Origin of the sequence: Haematobacter missouriensis, from assembly GCF_000740775.1 — a bacterium.
GTDB classification, from domain to species: Bacteria; Pseudomonadota; Alphaproteobacteria; order Rhodobacterales; family Rhodobacteraceae; genus Haematobacter; species Haematobacter missouriensis.
In genome coordinates, this window is sequence record NZ_JFGS01000001.1 from 78,720 (window position 1) to 94,330 (window position 15,611).

Consider the following 15,611-nt stretch of genomic DNA (forward strand, 5'->3'; position numbering starts at 1 on the left):
TATCCCCGCGCCTGTGCCGCCGCAAGCGCCTTAACGGAGGCGTCCGATGGTGAACTGCGGGTCGAGCCCCTTTTCCCGGAGATAGGCAGCAAGCGCCTCCGGTTCCGGTTGCTCCTCCGTCCGTGTTTCCCAGGCGGCCAGCCCACCAGAGACGAAGATCGCGTCGATCCCGTTTTCCAGCGCCCCCCTGACATCCGTCGCGGGACCGTCGCCGATGCCGGCGATGCGCCCTTCGTCAATGCCGATCTGGTGGAGCCTGCGACGGGCAAGGTCATAGATCGGCGCATGGGGCTTGCCGAAGTAGAGGCTCGTGCCCCCCATATCCTCATATAGCTCCGCAAGTGCGCCGGCGCAGTAGATGCGCTGCTCCCCCTGATCGACGACGATATCGGGATTGGCGCAGAGCAGTTTCACCCCGCGCTCCACCAGCGGTTTGAACCGCTCTACATAGTCGGAGGGCGTTTCCGTCATCTCGAAGAAGGGGCCGGTGCAGACGATGCCTTCTGCGGCGTCTGCCGGAACGAGTTCAATGGGCGGCAGAGCGGCGGCTTCCGCTGCCGTATCCTTGGCCATTTCCGTGAAGAAACTCGAATGCTCCTTCGCCCCGATGTGCCAGACCTTCCGGCCAACCGCGCCTTCGATCATCGCCGTCTGCGCCGCATCGCCGGATGTAGTGATATCATCATAGCACTCCGGCGGCACGCCGAGCCGCCCGAGCTGCCGCCGGACGGAAGGGCGGGGCCGGGGCGAATTCGTCAGGATCATCACCCGACGTCCCTCCGCCCGCCAGGTCTTCAACGCCTCGACTGCGGCGGGAAAGGCGCGCACCCCGTCATGGACGCAGCCCCAGAGATCGCAGAACAGAACGTCGTAGTCGCCCGAAACCTCTGCGATATGCTCGATGATGCGGGTCATGCGCGCCGTCCGGTCAAAGGCTCAGTACCGGGATGATCTGCTTCTTGCGGCTCATCACTCCCGGCAGGACGACAGTATCGCCCGCGACGGCGGCGCCGAAGCTCTTCTCCGCCACGACCCTCACCAGATCGTTTGGCACGAGCAGTGTCGCCTCCTCCCGCAGGATATCGACGATGAAGAGCAGCACCTGATCCGCGCCATCCTCCGTCGCGACCTGCGGCATGGAGGCCATCAGGCTGTCCTTGCGGTCCAGCACGACCTGAGGAGCGGTGGTTTCAAGTACGCTCACGCGGAACTGCTTGCCGCCGACCTCGTATTCCTTCGAATCCATCCGCAGAAGCTCCGCGTCGGAGAAGGCGGACACGTCCGACTTCGCCGCGAACATCTGCGCTGCATAGTCGGGGATGGACACGCCCAGATCGGCCGCCAGCTTCTCCGCCACCTGCCTGTCGTGCGGCGTCGTGGTGGGGGAGCGGAATTCCAGCGTGTCCGACAGGATGCAGGAGAGCGCCATCGCCTTGATCGCCTCAGGCATCTTCGCGGCATCCTCGCCCATGAGGTCGATCATCACCGTGGCAGTGCAGGCGAGGGGACGGATCGTCACGTCGATCGGCGTCTTGGTCTTGATCCCACCGGTCAGCAGGTGGTGGTCGATGATCGCGACGACGTCGGCACCGGGCAGTGACTCGGGCAGTTCGAGCGGGTTGTTCGTATCCACGATGACAACCTTCGCGCCCGGCTCCAGTTCCGAGATGATCTCGGGCTTGGTCACCCCCCAGTGGGAGAGGACGAAGGCCGCTTCCGTATTGGGTTCGCCGAGAAGCTTCGGCACCGCGGGAGTGCATTTCACTTCCGTCAGGTACCAGGCCCAGACGATAGGGGAGCCGGTGGAGTCTGTGTCTGGCGACTTGTGGCCGAGGACCTGGATCATGGTGCAACCGTCCTGAGAGAATTATCGGCTGCGTTATAGGGGTTGGGCTCGGCCTTGTCACGGCCTGGCCGCGGTGAGCGATCGCGCAGTGTCAGATCCCGGTCAGATCTTGGTCTGCAACGGTGTCTGCTGGTGCTGAACGAGACGCCAGCCTTCAGGGTCGCGCCGATAGACGGAGGTGCAGATCGCTCGATAGTTGGACCCGCTGCGCTCCGCGCTCGCCATATAGCCCAGCACCACGACGGAATCGCTCTCTGTCAGGCGCCGTCCCGTCATGCTGACGGAGCGCCAGCGCGGCGCGCTGTCAACGGCCTCCAGAATGGCGTCATTTTGCACGAGGCCGGACTCAGGAAACGCCATAAGACAGCCGGGTGCCATATGATTCATGTAGGCGAGACGCCCTCCGATCCAGAGACTCTCTTCCTGCTCCCAAATGCCGCTGACAGGCATCTGCACCTCCATTCTTTACGTATTTGACATAAAACTGTCCGGGCGCATTCGACGTTCCATGGTTCGATTTTTTAAGTGGCAAAACCGTTGACAGGCGCGGAGCGCTTGCCTACCTAGGCTGTCGTTGGCACTCACCTGAATGGAGTGCTAACGTCGCATAACATGAACCCCAAGGGAGTTCTCAGATGGCATTCAAACCCCTGCACGACCGCGTTCTGGTCCGTCGCGTCGAAGGCGATGAAAAGACCAAGGGCGGCCTGATCATCCCCGATACCGCGAAAGAAAAACCGGCCGAGGGCGAGATCGTGGCGGTCGGCGAAGGCGCCCGCAAGGATTCGGGCGAACTGATCGCTCCTTCCGTCAAGGCCGGTGACCGTGTTCTGTTCGGCAAATGGTCGGGCACCGAGGTCACGATCGACGGCAAAGAGCTGCTCATCATGAAGGAAAGCGACATCCTCGGCATTATCGCCTGAGGCGCTTCACTTCCCCGCAACACCAACCCAAGGAGCTACATATGGCTGCCAAGGACGTACGTTTCGAATCCGACGCCCGCAACCGCATGCTGCGCGGCGTCAACATCCTCGCCGACGCGGTGAAGGTTACGCTGGGCCCGAAAGGCCGTAACGTTGTCATCGAGAAATCCTTCGGCGCTCCGCGCATCACGAAGGACGGTGTATCGGTCGCCAAGGAAATCGAACTGGAAGACAAGTTCGAGAACATGGGCGCCCAGATGGTGAAGGAAGTCGCTTCCCGCACCAATGACGAGGCCGGCGACGGCACCACCACCGCCACCGTGCTCGCGCAAGCGATCATCAAGGAAGGTCTCAAGTCGGTTGCTGCCGGCATGAACCCGATGGACCTGAAGCGCGGCATCGACCTCGCCACCGCGAAAGTCGTGGAAGCGATCAAGGCCGCCGCCCGCCCGGTGAACGACTCCGCTGAAGTCGCGCAGGTCGGCACGATCTCCGCCAACGGCGAAGCCGAAATCGGCAAGCAGATCGCCGATGCGATGCAGAAGGTCGGCAACGAGGGTGTCATCACCGTCGAAGAGAACAAGGGCCTCGAGACCGAGACCGAAGTCGTCGAAGGCATGCAGTTCGACCGCGGCTACCTCTCGCCCTACTTCGTGACCAACCCCGACAAGATGATCGCCGAACTCGACGACGCGCTCATCCTGCTGCACGAGAAGAAACTCTCCTCGCTGCAACCGATGGTCCCGCTGCTCGAAGCCGTGATCCAGTCGCAGAAACCGCTCCTCATCATCGCCGAGGACGTGGAAGGCGAAGCGCTGGCGACCCTCGTGGTCAACAAGCTGCGCGGTGGCCTGAAGATCGCTGCCGTGAAGGCGCCGGGCTTCGGTGACCGTCGGAAAGCCATGCTGCAGGACATCGCGATCCTCACCGGTGGCCAGGTGATCTCCGACGATCTGGGCATGAAGCTGGAGAATGTCGGCATCGACATGCTCGGCCGTGCCAAGAAAGTCCAGATCAACAAGGACAACACCACGATCGTGGACGGCGCTGGCGACAAGGCCGAGATCGAAGCCCGCGTGGCCCAGATCCGCACCCAGATCGAGGAAACCACCTCCGACTACGACCGTGAAAAACTGCAAGAGCGCGTGGCCAAACTGGCTGGCGGCGTTGCGGTGATCCGCGTTGGCGGCATGACCGAAGTCGAAGTGAAAGAGCGCAAGGACCGCGTCGATGACGCCCTGAACGCGACCCGTGCGGCCGTGCAGGAAGGTATCGTCGTCGGTGGCGGCGTGGCCCTGGTTCAGGCCGCGAAGGTGCTCGAAGGGCTGGAAGGGCAGAACTCCGACCAGAACGCCGGCATCGTGATCGTCCGCAAGGCGCTTGAGGCTCCGCTGCGCCAGATCGCCCAGAACGCGGGCGTGGACGGCTCTGTCGTCGCAGGCAAAGTGCGCGAGTCGAACGACAAGACCTTCGGGTTCAACGCGCAGACCGAAGAATATGGCGACATGTTCAAGTTCGGCGTCATCGACCCGGCGAAAGTCGTGCGGACCGCTCTGGAAGACGCGGCCTCTGTCGCTTCTCTCCTGATCACCACCGAAGCCATGATCGCCGAGAAGCCGAAGGAAGCTGCGGCTCCCGCCGGCGGCATGGGCGGCATGGGCGGCATGGACGGGATGATGTAATCCCGGCCTGGTGCCATCACTTAAAGGAAAGGGGGCCCTCGCGGCCCCCTTTTCTATGGCAAGAAAGCGTCGCGCAATTCCGACCCGGCGTGACTCGTAAAGCAGAGCATGGAATGCCAGCCGAATCCGTCATTGAATGGTACGAGCAGAATCCTGATCGTTGGTTGCGAATCGCCAACCATCTCTCGCTCGTCGTTGGTGGCCGCGCTCGATGCCCGCACAGTGCCGCGCCATGACCTCGGCTGTCAGGTCTTGAAGCCCAGACATGACAGCGGGGCGCGTGGCCTGTGAGAGTGGAACCCCGGTCCCGATTATAGGCGGCAAGCTGAAAATGGGCGTGAATCATGGTTTCGTCCAAGTGGACGAGAAGGCCGTGAAGTGTGGTGTTCAGGCGCTCGGCCAAGGATTCCGCGAGGTCCAGAAAGGTGGCGTCTTGGGCCTCCGGCGCGGCGTTGTTGCACTTTTAGGTGAGGCGGATTCACGTCATGCCCCCTGAGTGTTAGCTTCTTGGCATGCCGAAGCCTTCCTCTCCCTACTACCGCACGACGAACTGGCCCGACTATAATGCCGCTCTGCGCCGCCGCGGCCTCTTCGGTTGCGCAGCCCAGCCCCCGATAGCGGATATCGTGAAAAACGGCATAGGACGCAGCCGTCGCTGTTGCGCCTACCACTATCGCCGTTTTCCGCTCTGTCGTTCGTAGCGGGATCTGAATCGTGGTGCCACGAACGGAGCGGCGCCACGAGAAGCGCCCACTTCTGCTGATGATATGACCGGACAAGATGTAGTATCCCGATTTTCGGTGCGCTATGGACATTTTGTCAGGGTGAGAGCTTACAATGAAAAAATATTGTTTTTCATTAATTTAGTGGCGGACAGCGCCCGATGAATACGAGCACCATGAGATCGTCATAACAATTTGATAATTATAAAAAAATCCGGTGACGCGCGGCAATCGGCGGGTTTAGGCGGTGTCTGGTTGACAAACGGCGGCCATTTCGGGCTTTCGGTCGTCATGCTGCTTTCACAACCGTTTGCGGGAAGTGGGGTGGCTGACAATCTCAGGCTAGCGAACATCGGCATGGGCCGTCTTTCGTTCGGGGAGGAATATCTGCCCGAGCAGACGATTGATGCCAACTTTGTTTTTCACTGCAACCGCCGCAACCGTGTCATCCGTCGCGGCGGAGATACCGTTCGCTTCCAGCCCCCGAAGCAGCGACTCTGGTTGTCTTTGCGTCAACTCGGCCAGCACTGAAAGGGGGGCGTCCACCAGCGCCTCCATGATCGGACGTTCGAGTTGAGGGCCGGTGACCTGCCCCCAGGAGAACAGCGAGGCGACGAGAATAGCTGCGAAGAGGGCGATACTGGCGCGGCCCCAGCCGGATTTCAGATGATTCTTCAGCGGCCGGAAGTTGATGGTAAGATGACCTGCGACGCCGATCAGGAATAACCATGAGAACCATTGGTGGGCAATGGTCGTCAATCCCGTATTCCATTCGAAGAAAAGCAGGAGGCCGGTCGCGGCCATCAGGACAAAGGAACCGATGGTCAGCGGTGTCGCCCAAGTGCGCATGGGGACTGGCTTACGCATGGATCGCCTCCTTCGCATCAGCGCACAAGCCCACTTGGGTAAGACCGGCTTCGAGCGTCGCAATCTCTTCAGAGGTGACGATGGCACCGATGTAGCCGTCCGGCCGGATCAGGAACCAATCGCCCGGTCGCGGCCTATAGGCGTCCCGGAAGTGGCCCGCGGCATCGATCAGCTCGTCTTTCTGGCCGATGGCGTGGATATGCAGCTTTGCGCGCGGCGCGATGAGAGCATGATCGCCGTCGACGACGATCAGCGTCCAGTGAGGTCCACGGAACAGGTCGAACAGCCTTGTCGGTTGGCCTGCTGCGCCCTCGATGGGCGCGTCGGGCGCCCGGTCGCCAGCCAATAGGCCTCCTGTCCGTTCCGGCTTCTCCCAGGAGAGGCTCGACTCGGGATAACCGATGTCGAGCTGGTGCACATCTCGCCCGCGCCGCATCTCGCCGCGCTTCATCGCGTCGAGGAGGCTCGTCGCGAGCCCCAGCATGGCTTGCGCGAACGGGCGGCGTTCTTCTTCGTAGCTGTCGAGCAGTGCCATCGGCGCGCCCGAAATGACCGCCGCCAATTTCCAGCCGAGATTATAGGCATCTTGTACGCTGGTGTTCAGCCCCTGACCACCGGTAGGCGGATGGATGTGTGCGGCATCGCCGGCCAGAAAGACGCGGCCCTGGCGGTAGCGATCCGCCAGCCGCGCGTTCATGTTGAAGGCCGACGCCCATGATACGCCATGGACGACGACGTCACTTCGGCCGGTGCGCTCGGCGAGCAGAGCTGTGAGGCCCTCCGGCGACAGGTCGACGTCACCTTCGAGAGGAACAGGCCCCTGAAGCTGGAACAGGTCTATGCCGGCGAGCGGGCAGGCAGAGATCTGGCGTTGCATGTCGCCCTCGCGGAAGCGATGCCAGACATCGCGTGACAGACCGGTCAGGGCGACATCAGCGACGATGGCACGCACGCCCAGCGTCTTTCCGGGAAAGTCGAGCCCGAGAGCATGGCGCACGAAACTGCGACCGCCATCTGTCCCAACCAGCCATCGGACCCGAATCGTCTTCTCGCCGGTCCGGGTGGCGAGCTGTGCCGTCACTCCATCCGCGTCCTGCTCGAAGCCGATAAGTTCTGTGCCGAATTCCGGGCGATGCCCGAGCTCTGCCAGCCGCGTGCGCATCACGCGCTCGGTAAGGAATTGAGGCACCATCAACGGCAAGTGATAGGGTTCAGCGGGCGTCGCCGGCTCGGACGCCACGACATCGGTGTCGGCATAGCTGCCATCGTCGCGATATTCTCGCTGTTTCGGATAAAAGCCACCCACCGCAACGATCCGGTCGAGAATGCCGAGATCCTCGAATATCTCTTGTGTCCGTGGCTGGATGCCCTTGCCGCGCGAACCCCGAAACGGATCGTCGAGTTTCTCGATGAGCCGGAAGGAAACACCACGCCGGGCAAGGTCGATTGCCAGCGTCAGACCGGCCGCGCCCGCGCCGCAGATGAGCACATCCACTGCAAAATCATTTGTCATGCCGATCTCCATGTGTGTATTATGCACTTAATTGGAGATTGGAAATGCCGTCAAGAAAAAATGTGCAAAATACACTCGATTCGACATCGCTCCGGGAGTTGCACGGCGCGCTGATCGACATCGTCAGCGTGATGAACCGGCCGCAGCGCGACGAGGAGATGGTCCGCCAGGCTGGAATCGCGCTCGACCGCGCACTGTTTCCGTTGCTGGTGATGATCGAAAGGCTGGGCCCGATCGGTATCGTCGATCTCGCCGACCGGGTCGGGCGCGACTACACCACCGTCAGCCGTCAGGTCTCGAAACTGGAGAAACTCGGGCTCGCCCAACGCCACGAAAGCCCAGCCGACCGTCGCATCCGTGAAGTGATCATCACGGCACAAGGCAAGGCGATGACGGACAAGGTGGATGCAGCGCGTGAGACGATGGCGCGGACGATCTTTGCTGACTGGGAGGACGGTGAAGTCAAAGACCTGATCCGCCTCATGTGCCGCTTCGCCAACGCAGTCACCCAAGGGGATTAACCTCTGCGGCACTCATGCAGTGCCTACCCTGCAGGAGAATTAGCGGCGTTCGGCGGCAGATAGTTCGCCGAAAATGCCGTTCTGGCAAAGGTGGCGGAGAGGGTGGGATTCGAACCCACGGAACGCTTGCACGCTCAACGGTTTTCGAGACCGCCCCGATCGACCACTCCGGCACCTCTCCGCATTTCGAGGGTCGTCGCGGCGCTATTAGAGGGTTGATGCAGCGGCTGCAAGTGGTTTTCCGCGTGTGGCAAGTGCTTGGTCTTGGAAATCGGAGGAGGGGCGCATAGAGTTTTGTCGTGTCGATCTCGGCATATCCACCCAGGAGCGCCGGATGTATCGCTTTTCCATCCTCGTTTTGTCTCTCGTGCTGGCGATCCCGGCGGCGACGGTCACGCATGTTCGGGCGGAGGCTGTGCCGGCCGAGACATCACCCGCGGACGTGACACTTCTTCTGGAAGCACTCCACATCAATGAGACGCTCGATACCCTGCGGCGGGAGGGGCTGGCCTATGGCGCTTCCATCGAGGAGGATCTGTTCCCCGGACGTGGTGGCAAACGATGGGCGGAGCTTGTCGCGGCCGTCTACGCGCCTGAGCGGCTCGAGCACGATTTCCTCGCGGGGTTCGCTCCTGCGTTCCTGCGGTTGGGTGCGGCCGATCGTCGGGCGGCGCAGGTGTTCTTCGCGGACACTCTTGGTCAGAAGGTGGTCAGGCTTGAGAATGAGGCGCGTGTTGCGCAGCTCGATGAGGCGGTGGAGGATGCGAGCCGCGACCGGGCCGAGGAGATGATCGCGCAGGAAGATCCGCGCGTGGCGCTCATCGACCGCTTTGTGCAGGCGAATGATCTCACGGAGGCCAATGTGGTCGGAGCCTTGAACGCGAATATCGCGTTCTACGCCGGGTTGAACGAGGGCCGCGCCTTCGGGGCCCCCTTGAGCCAGGAGGACATTCTCAAGGATGTCACTTCCCAGGCGGACGATCTCAGGCAGGAAACGGAAGACTGGCTCTATTCGTATCTCCTCATGGCCTACCAACCCTTGACGGATGCCGAACTGGAGCGCTACACGGCCTTCACCCTTACCCCGGCGGGACAAGGGCTCAACCGCGCGCTTTTCGCGGCTTATGACAGGCTGTTCGAAGGGCTTTCCCACGATCTTGGCCGAAACGCCGCGCGCTTCCTGTCCGGGCAGGATCTCTAGGCTTTACTTGTTGTCCGACGCTCGCTATAGGACTGCCTCCGGCGGGGAATCTCTCTGTTTCGGGTAATGCTATGTCGTCCCGAAGGGGGCGCGCTGTCCGAGGTGCGGCATTTGCCGTGTGAACGCCGGGTGAGCCGGGACCGAAAGACGCGGTTAAGAAAGGGAAGACCATGTTTGCGGTCCTGAAGACCGGTGGCAAGCAGTACAAAGTGCAGGCGGGTGACGTTCTGCGCGTTGAAAAGCTTGCGGCAGAAGCCGGTGAGAAAGTCCAGTTCAACGATATTCTGGCCGTGGGTGGCGATAGCCTGACCCTCGGCGCGCCCTTCGTCGCCGGTGCTGCCGTGCAGGCGGAAGTGATCGATCAGATCAAGGGCGACAAGGTGATCCACTTCGTCAAACGCCGCCGGAAGCACTCCTCGCAGCGTACCCGTGGGCATCGTCAGCAACTGACGCTGGTCCGCGTGACGGACATTCTGGCCTCCGGCGCTGACGCGAGCGGCGTCAAGGCCGCGATCGGCTCGGGCACCAAACAGCCCGTCGCCGCGGAATAAGGAGAGAGCAGATGGCACACAAGAAGGCAGGCGGTTCGTCCCGCAACGGCCGCGACTCCGCGGGCCGTCGTCTCGGCGTGAAGCTCTATGGTGGCCAGGCGGTCATCCCGGGCAACATCATCGTGCGTCAGCGCGGCACCACCTGGTGGCCGGGCGACAATGTCGGCATGGGCCGTGACCATACGATCTTTGCGCTGACCGAAGGCCGCGTGGAGTTCAAGAAGGGCCTCAAGGGCCGCACGTTCATTTCTGTGCGTCCCGCGGTGGAGGCCGCCGAATAAGCCGAACCTTTACATTTCGGATGTAAGCGGGGGGTCGGCGTAAAAGCCGGCCCCCTTTCCGCTTCCGGTGGCGCTGAAGGGCAGGGGGAGTCCGGCGCGCAGGATGCGACAATTTTCCGCTGGGTCCATGGCAAGGATGTGTCTTGCCGCAAAGCCCTCGGGATACAGATCTTTTTGACCGGGTGACGCCCGGAAGGGAATTGGAGGGTTGGAATGAGTGTCAATGCGATCCTGGATGGAAGCGCGGTTACGCCGGTTGAGCCTCAGCCCGTGATTCGGGCGGAGCGGCTCGTGCTGCGCCCGTTGCGAAAATCCGACGCGGGGCTTCTTTCGCTCTACTCCGGGGACCGGCGCGTGGCCGAAGGGACCCGTGCTATCCCGCATCCTCTGCCTCCCGGGATGACGGAGGCCTATATCGCGCGTGCTGAATCTCCCAAGCGGGTGGAGGATGTGTGGGCGCTTGATGGGTCGGAACAGGGACTAGCCGAGCTTCTGGGTGTGATCAGCCTCACTCATATCGACAACAACCAATCGGAAGTCGGCTATTGGGTGGCACCCGCGTTCTGGAATGCGGGTTTCGCATCAGAGGCGATGGCAGCTCTGCTTGGCGCGAACCCGCACAAGTCGCGCACACTCTTTGCCGAGGCCTTTCAGGACAACCCTATCTCCGCCCGTGTGCTGACCAACGCGGGGTTCCGGTATCTTGGTGATGCCGAGGCCTACTCCATCGCGCGCGGGAGCAACGTACCGACCTGGACCTACCTCCGTCCGATGATCTGATACGCGCGGCAGCGCAACTTTCGAAGGGCCGGCTTGAGATTCGCCGGCCCTTCGCCTATTCAAGACCATTCCGCAGACAAGGCGCGCCAGCATGAAATTCCTCGATCTCGCCAAGGTATATATCCGCTCCGGCGGCGGTGGCTCCGGTTGCGTCAGCTTCCGGCGGGAGAAGTTCGTTGAGTTCGGCGGGCCGGACGGCGGGGATGGCGGGCGTGGTGGTGATGTCTGGGTGGAGGCGGTTGACGGGCTGAATACGCTCATCGACTTCCGCTACCAGCAACATTTCTTTGCAACCTCGGGTCAGCCCGGCATGGGCCGCCAGCGGACGGGCAAGGACGGTGACGACATCGTGCTGCGCGTTCCCGTCGGCACGGAGGTGCTTGAGGAGGACGAGGAAACCGTCATCGCCGATCTGGTGGAGATCGGTCAGAAGGTGCTGCTGGGCCGTGGCGGAAACGGCGGTTTCGGCAACCTGCATTTCAAGAGCTCGACCAATCAGGCCCCGCGCCGCGCCAATCCGGGACAGCCCGGCATAGAGCGGACGATCTGGCTCCGCCTGAAGCTGATCGCCGATGCGGGGCTGGTCGGGTTGCCGAACGCGGGCAAGTCCACCTTCCTGTCGGCCGTGTCGAATGCGCGGCCCAAGATCGCGGACTATCCCTTCACCACGCTGCATCCGAACCTTGGCGTCGTCGGTGTCGATGGCAAGGAATTCGTGATGGCCGACATCCCCGGTCTGATCGAGGGGGCGAGCGAGGGCAGGGGGCTGGGCGACCAGTTCCTCGGCCATGTGGAGCGTTGCGCGGTGCTGCTTCACCTGGTGGACGGCACGTCCTCCACCATCACGAAGGACTACCGCACCATCATCGCGGAGCTTGAGGCCTATTCGGAAATCCTCGCCGACAAACCGCGCATCCTTGCGCTGAACAAGGCCGACGCGCTCGATGCCAAGACCCGCTCTTCCCGCCGCCGCGCGCTGGAGAAGGCGTCGGGCGGGCCGGTGCATGTCATCTCCGGTGTGTCCGGCGAGGGGGTGCAGGACGTGCTGCGCATTATCTGGGCCGAGATCGCCGCTGCCCGGGGTGAGACGCCGGACGGTGAGGAGATCGCGGAGCCCGGCGCATGGCAGCCCTGACCCCCGCTATCGCGGAGACCGCTGAACGCCCGGATATCCGCTCGGCGCGGCGGCTGGTCATCAAGATCGGCTCGGCGCTCCTCGTGGATGCCGCGTCGGGACGGCTTCGATCCGACTGGCTGGAGGGGCTGGCCGCCGATGTGGCGGAGGCCAAGGGTCGGGGGAGTCAGATGATCCTCGTCTCCTCCGGTTCCATCGCCCTGGGACGGCGGGTGCTGGACCTCCCGCCGGGCGTCTTGTCGCTGGAGCAGAGCCAGGCTTCCGCCGCCGTCGGGCAGATCCGGCTGGCGCGTGCCTATGAGGAGGCGCTCTCGCCGCATGAGATCACCACGGCGCAGGTTCTGGTGACGCTGGAGGATACCGAGGATCGTCGGCGTTACCTCAATTCCCGCGCGACGATGGAGACGCTCCTTTCGCTGGGCGTCGTCCCGATCGTGAACGAGAACGACACCGTCGCGACGGATGAAATCCGCTATGGCGACAACGACCGCCTCGCCGCCCAGATCGCCGTGACCGTGGGCGCGGACATGCTCGTCCTGCTGTCCGATGTGGATGGCTTCTATACCGCCAACCCTAAGGAGGACCCGACGGCCCGAAGGTTCGACGTGGTGCCGCGCATCACGCCCGAGATCGAGGCGATGGCGGGGGATCCGATCTCCGGTCTGTCGAAAGGCGGGATGAAGACGAAGATCATGGCCGCGAAAACCGCTGTCGCGGGCGGCTGCGCCATGGCCATCATGGAAGGTTCGGTGAACCGTCCGCTTACCGCATTGCTGGAGGGCGCGAATTCGACGTGGTTCGTCGGTGAACGCGACCCGCAGGCTGCCCGGAAGCGCTGGATCGGGGCGATGAAGCCGCGTGGCAGCTTCGCGATCGACGCCGGGGCCGCGCGGGCGCTGTCGGCGGGAAAATCGCTGCTCCCCGCCGGTGTCACGGCCGTTTCCGGCCGCTTCGGGAGGGGAGAGCCGGTGGCGATCCACGGACCGGAGGGGGAGCGGCTGGGCCTTGGCCTGACACGATACACGGCGGATGAGGCGCGGGCGATCTGCGGGCGCCACAGCGATGAGATCGCGGGCATCCTCGGCTATGCGGGCCGCGCGGCGCTGATCCACCGGGACGACATGGTGCTCTGACCCGGTAACGATCCCCGGAGTTGGCGTGCCGGCCCGTTGATGGGAGCGCGGGTTTACAGCGGGATCCGGGTGGCAAAACCCACAGAACTCGCCTATCTCCGAAGCCTCAGCAGAGGGCCAGAGCCATGGATATTGCCACCACTTCCGCGAAGACACTCATGACAGACCTCGGACGGGCTGCCCGTTCGGCGGCTGAGGAGCTTGCCTTCGCGCCAGCGGAGAGCAAGCGGGCAGCCCTGCTCGCCGCCGCAGAAGCGGTCTGGCGAGAGCGTGAGGGCATACTGCGCGCCAATGCGGAGGATTTGCGGGAAGCGGGGTCTCGCGATCTCAGCCCCGCCATGATCGACCGGCTGACGCTGGACGAGGCGCGGATCGGCGGTATCGCCGAGGGGCTTCGCGCCGTGGCCGAGCAGAAGGATCCCGTGGGGGAGGTGATCTCCGAATGGGATCGCCCCTCCGGGCTGCATATCCGCAGGGTGCGTACGCCGCTGGGCGTCGTGGGCGTGATTTACGAAAGCCGCCCGAACGTCACCGCCGATGCAGGCGCGCTGTGTCTGAAGGCGGGCAATGCCGTGATCCTGCGGGGTGGGTCGGAGAGCCTGAAATCCTCCCGCGCGATCCATGCCTGCATGGTGGAGGGCCTGCGTCAGGCGGGGCTGCCGGAAGCGGCGATCCAGCTTGTGCCGACCCGTGATCGCGCGGTGGTTACGGAAATGCTCCATGCGGTGGAATGGATAGACGTGATCGTGCCCCGCGGTGGAAAGAGCCTCGTCGGTCTTGTGCAGCGGGAGGCACGGGTGCCGGTCTTTGCGCATCTGGAGGGCATCTGCCACGTCTATGTGGACGCAGAGGCGGACGTTGAGATGGCCCGCCGGATTGTGCTTAACGCCAAGACCCGCCGGACGGGCATCTGCGGCGCGGCGGAATGCCTGCTGATCGACCGGCAGTTCCATGCGCTTCACGGCGCACCGATGATCCAGGACCTGATGGAGGCCGGTGTCGAGGTCCGGGCGGAAGGTGAGCTTGCCGACATCCCCGGAACGGTCAGGGCCACCGCCGAAGACTTCGGTAAGGAGTTCCTCGACATGGTGATCGCGGCAAAGCTGGTCGACGGTGTGGATGGTGCAATCGCGCATATCCGGCGTTACGGCTCCCAGCATACCGATGCGATCGTCACGGCGAACGATGCGGTATGGGAGCGGTTCGCGACGCGGCTCGACAGTGCTATTCTGATGCGCAACGCATCCACCCAGTTCGCGGATGGCGGTGAGTTCGGCATGGGAGGCGAGATCGGTATCGCCACGGGCAAGATGCATGCCCGCGGCCCCGTGGGCGCGGAGCAGCTGACGAGCTTCAAGTATCTGGTCGAGGGCAGCGGCACCCTTCGCCCCTGATCCGGACGCCGCTGACGCGGCGGCGTTTCCCGAGCCGCGCGCCGCCGGCTCTGCGTGGCGGCGGTGCCTGCCAAGGCACGCGCCCTACGGATGTGGAGAGGCGTTGGTTCTGCCACAGGAGGGATCGATAAGGGGCGTTACTCCGGAGGGGCGATGGCGCGTTCGTTCAGCAGGGGACGAATGAGGTCGGCCACCAGTGCCGCCGTCTCAAGCTTTGTGCGCGGCATCTCATCGGTGAGCAGAAGATACCACGCGGTTGCCGCCATGCGGGTTTCGGCAGCGGCGACTGTCATCCCCACGGCCAGTTCGCCGCGTTCTGCGGCCCGAAGGAAAATCCCCCCGATATGTCGCCATCGTTCCTGCCTGGCGGCGATCAGCGTGGCCCGCACATCCGGGTCGGATTGCGCTTCCGCGATCAGACCGCGGAACACGCCGCCGCTGACCGGCTCCCGCCAATGTTCGAACATCGAAAACATGTAATCGACGAGATCCTGCCTCAGCATTCCGGTATCCGGCACCGGCAGCGTGTCCTTCGAGCGGTTGTAGAGGGCGAGAAGCAGATGGGCGCGGCTGGGCCACCAGCGGTAGAGCGTTGCCTTGCTGGCGGCGGCACGGCGGGCGACATCCTCCATGCGAAGCGCGCCTATTCCCTTTTCGGCGATGAGTTCATCCGCGGCGTCGAGAATCGCGGTTTCAGACGCCGGATTTCGACGGGAGCCGATGGAGCGGCGCGACGGGCTGTCCTGCATCGGGATTCCTGTTGCTAAACGAAACGTATCGTTCTATTGATGGTCTGAAGCGCGCTGCATTGAAAGAGGTTTCTCCATGCCGGCCGACTCCGCCCGAACGTCACGTGCGCCGTCGCGGGCACGGTTCGCCTGCCTCGTCTTCCTGTTCGTTTACCCGCTTGTAACGGGACTGCTTTACCTGTCGCTCTCGCTTGTGCCGGAAATGCCGGTATGGGAGCGAACGTTGCATATCGTCCCGGTCGTGGTTGTCTCAATGGTTTGGGCGATCATTCCGCTCATTCAGAAGCGGCTTTTCCACCTGCTTTAAGGGGCG

The 15,611-nt window shown here is 63.2% G+C and carries 17 protein-coding genes and 1 tRNA gene; 11 read left to right on the forward strand and 7 right to left on the reverse strand.

From position 1 onward, the window contains the following. Window positions 1–30: 30 nt before the first annotated feature. The 3 genes from CG51_RS00375 to CG51_RS00385 all read right to left on the reverse strand — a co-directional run bounded on the left by CG51_RS00375 (window position 31) and on the right by CG51_RS00385 (window position 2,296). Window positions 31–915 (reverse strand): TIGR01459 family HAD-type hydrolase, encoded by an 885-nt coding sequence (locus tag CG51_RS00375; protein WP_035740719.1) that lies wholly within the window; start codon window positions 913–915, stop codon window positions 31–33. A 13-nt stretch (window positions 916–928) separates the two neighbouring features. Next, a complete protein-coding gene (locus tag CG51_RS00380; protein ID WP_035740720.1) occupies window positions 929–1,846 on the reverse strand; it encodes a manganese-dependent inorganic pyrophosphatase in 918 nt (305 codons plus the stop codon). Window positions 1,847–1,948: 102 nt separating this feature from the next. Next, a complete protein-coding gene (locus CG51_RS00385) occupies window positions 1,949–2,296 on the reverse strand; it encodes a nuclear transport factor 2 family protein (protein ID WP_035740721.1) in 348 nt (115 codons plus the stop codon). A gap of 185 nt (window positions 2,297–2,481) precedes the next feature. Between CG51_RS00385 and groES the strand changes: the two genes are divergently transcribed. Beyond that, the gene (groES, locus tag CG51_RS00390; RefSeq protein WP_035706563.1) at window positions 2,482–2,769 is read left to right on the forward strand and encodes a co-chaperone GroES; all 288 of its coding nucleotides are present in this window, start codon (window positions 2,482–2,484) and stop codon (window positions 2,767–2,769) included. Window positions 2,770–2,810: 41 nt separating this feature from the next. Then, window positions 2,811–4,451 (forward strand): chaperonin GroEL, encoded by a 1,641-nt coding sequence (gene groL / locus CG51_RS00395; protein ID WP_035740722.1) that lies wholly within the window; start codon window positions 2,811–2,813, stop codon window positions 4,449–4,451. A 1,064-nt stretch (window positions 4,452–5,515) separates the two neighbouring features. Here the strand turns inward: groL and CG51_RS00405 are convergent. Together CG51_RS00405 and CG51_RS00410 are read right to left on the reverse strand one after the other, a co-directional pair. Further along, on the reverse strand, window positions 5,516–6,022 hold the full coding sequence (locus CG51_RS00405) for a hypothetical protein (RefSeq protein WP_035740724.1): 507 nt from the start codon (window positions 6,020–6,022) through the stop codon (window positions 5,516–5,518). 10 nt (window positions 6,023–6,032) lie between these two features. Then, window positions 6,033–7,565, reverse strand: coding sequence for an FAD-dependent oxidoreductase (locus CG51_RS00410; protein WP_233141360.1), 1,533 nt, complete (start codon window positions 7,563–7,565; stop codon window positions 6,033–6,035). 50 nt (window positions 7,566–7,615) lie between these two features. Between CG51_RS00410 and CG51_RS00415 the strand changes: the two genes are divergently transcribed. Continuing rightward, complete coding sequence (locus CG51_RS00415; protein WP_233141359.1) at window positions 7,616–8,074, forward strand: MarR family winged helix-turn-helix transcriptional regulator; 459 nt, start codon at window positions 7,616–7,618, stop codon at window positions 8,072–8,074. A 91-nt stretch (window positions 8,075–8,165) separates the two neighbouring features. On the opposite strand, the gene CG51_RS00420 is transcribed toward CG51_RS00415, so the two are convergent. Further along, a tRNA-Ser gene (locus CG51_RS00420) sits at window positions 8,166–8,255 on the reverse strand. Between the two features lie 153 nt (window positions 8,256–8,408). Here CG51_RS00420 and CG51_RS00425 point away from each other — a divergent pair. The 7 genes from CG51_RS00425 to CG51_RS00455 all read left to right on the forward strand — a co-directional run bounded on the left by CG51_RS00425 (window position 8,409) and on the right by CG51_RS00455 (window position 14,549). Next, window positions 8,409–9,275: a hypothetical protein gene (locus CG51_RS00425; protein ID WP_035740728.1), complete on the forward strand. Its 867-nt coding sequence runs from the start codon at window positions 8,409–8,411 to the stop codon at window positions 9,273–9,275. Between the two features lie 170 nt (window positions 9,276–9,445). Then, window positions 9,446–9,826 carry a 50S ribosomal protein L21 gene (gene rplU, locus CG51_RS00430; RefSeq protein WP_035706553.1) on the forward strand — a complete coding sequence of 127 codons (381 nt, stop codon included), beginning with the start codon at window positions 9,446–9,448 and terminating at the stop codon, window positions 9,824–9,826. Window positions 9,827–9,837: 11 nt separating this feature from the next. Beyond that, on the forward strand, window positions 9,838–10,107 hold the full coding sequence (gene rpmA, locus CG51_RS00435) for a 50S ribosomal protein L27 (RefSeq protein WP_035706550.1): 270 nt from the start codon (window positions 9,838–9,840) through the stop codon (window positions 10,105–10,107). A 213-nt stretch (window positions 10,108–10,320) separates the two neighbouring features. Next, the gene (locus CG51_RS00440; RefSeq protein WP_035740730.1) at window positions 10,321–10,887 is read left to right on the forward strand and encodes a GNAT family N-acetyltransferase; all 567 of its coding nucleotides are present in this window, start codon (window positions 10,321–10,323) and stop codon (window positions 10,885–10,887) included. A 91-nt stretch (window positions 10,888–10,978) separates the two neighbouring features. Then, complete coding sequence (gene obgE, locus CG51_RS00445; RefSeq protein ID WP_035740732.1) at window positions 10,979–12,022, forward strand: GTPase ObgE; 1,044 nt, start codon at window positions 10,979–10,981, stop codon at window positions 12,020–12,022. Further along, window positions 12,010–13,155, forward strand: a complete 1,146-nt coding sequence (gene proB / locus CG51_RS00450) for a glutamate 5-kinase (protein ID WP_035740733.1) — start codon at window positions 12,010–12,012, stop codon at window positions 13,153–13,155. Before obgE ends, proB begins: the two co-directional genes overlap by 13 nt. 158 nt (window positions 13,156–13,313) lie before the next feature. After that, window positions 13,314–14,549 (forward strand): glutamate-5-semialdehyde dehydrogenase, encoded by a 1,236-nt coding sequence (locus CG51_RS00455; RefSeq protein WP_416171694.1) that lies wholly within the window; start codon window positions 13,314–13,316, stop codon window positions 14,547–14,549. 137 nt (window positions 14,550–14,686) lie between these two features. On the opposite strand, the gene CG51_RS00460 is transcribed toward CG51_RS00455, so the two are convergent. Then, complete coding sequence (locus CG51_RS00460; protein WP_051929950.1) at window positions 14,687–15,298, reverse strand: TetR/AcrR family transcriptional regulator; 612 nt, start codon at window positions 15,296–15,298, stop codon at window positions 14,687–14,689. Window positions 15,299–15,374: 76 nt separating this feature from the next. Between CG51_RS00460 and CG51_RS00465 the strand changes: the two genes are divergently transcribed. Continuing rightward, complete coding sequence (locus tag CG51_RS00465; protein WP_035740736.1) at window positions 15,375–15,605, forward strand: hypothetical protein; 231 nt, start codon at window positions 15,375–15,377, stop codon at window positions 15,603–15,605. Window positions 15,606–15,611: the final 6 nt, after the last annotated feature.

Coding starts and splice junctions, on each gene's coding strand:
- CG51_RS00375 (WP_035740719.1), bottom strand. CDS start 915: ATGACCCGCATCATCGAGCATATCGCAGAGGTTTCGGGCGACTACGAC.
- CG51_RS00380 (WP_035740720.1), bottom strand. CDS start 1,846: ATGATCCAGGTCCTCGGCCACAAGTCGCCAGACACAGACTCCACCGGC.
- CG51_RS00385 (WP_035740721.1), bottom strand. CDS start 2,296: ATGCCTGTCAGCGGCATTTGGGAGCAGGAAGAGAGTCTCTGGATCGGA.
- groES (WP_035706563.1), top strand. CDS start 2,482: ATGGCATTCAAACCCCTGCACGACCGCGTTCTGGTCCGTCGCGTCGAA.
- groL (WP_035740722.1), top strand. CDS start 2,811: ATGGCTGCCAAGGACGTACGTTTCGAATCCGACGCCCGCAACCGCATG.
- CG51_RS00405 (WP_035740724.1), bottom strand. CDS start 6,022: ATGCGCACTTGGGCGACACCGCTGACCATCGGTTCCTTTGTCCTGATG.
- CG51_RS00410 (WP_233141360.1), bottom strand. CDS start 7,565: ATGGAGATCGGCATGACAAATGATTTTGCAGTGGATGTGCTCATCTGC.
- CG51_RS00425 (WP_035740728.1), top strand. CDS start 8,409: ATGTATCGCTTTTCCATCCTCGTTTTGTCTCTCGTGCTGGCGATCCCG.
- rplU (WP_035706553.1), top strand. CDS start 9,446: ATGTTTGCGGTCCTGAAGACCGGTGGCAAGCAGTACAAAGTGCAGGCG.
- rpmA (WP_035706550.1), top strand. CDS start 9,838: ATGGCACACAAGAAGGCAGGCGGTTCGTCCCGCAACGGCCGCGACTCC.
- CG51_RS00440 (WP_035740730.1), top strand. CDS start 10,321: ATGAGTGTCAATGCGATCCTGGATGGAAGCGCGGTTACGCCGGTTGAG.
- obgE (WP_035740732.1), top strand. CDS start 10,979: ATGAAATTCCTCGATCTCGCCAAGGTATATATCCGCTCCGGCGGCGGT.
- proB (WP_035740733.1), top strand. CDS start 12,010: ATGGCAGCCCTGACCCCCGCTATCGCGGAGACCGCTGAACGCCCGGAT.
- CG51_RS00455 (WP_416171694.1), top strand. CDS start 13,314: ATGACAGACCTCGGACGGGCTGCCCGTTCGGCGGCTGAGGAGCTTGCC.
- CG51_RS00460 (WP_051929950.1), bottom strand. CDS start 15,298: ATGCAGGACAGCCCGTCGCGCCGCTCCATCGGCTCCCGTCGAAATCCG.
- CG51_RS00465 (WP_035740736.1), top strand. CDS start 15,375: ATGCCGGCCGACTCCGCCCGAACGTCACGTGCGCCGTCGCGGGCACGG.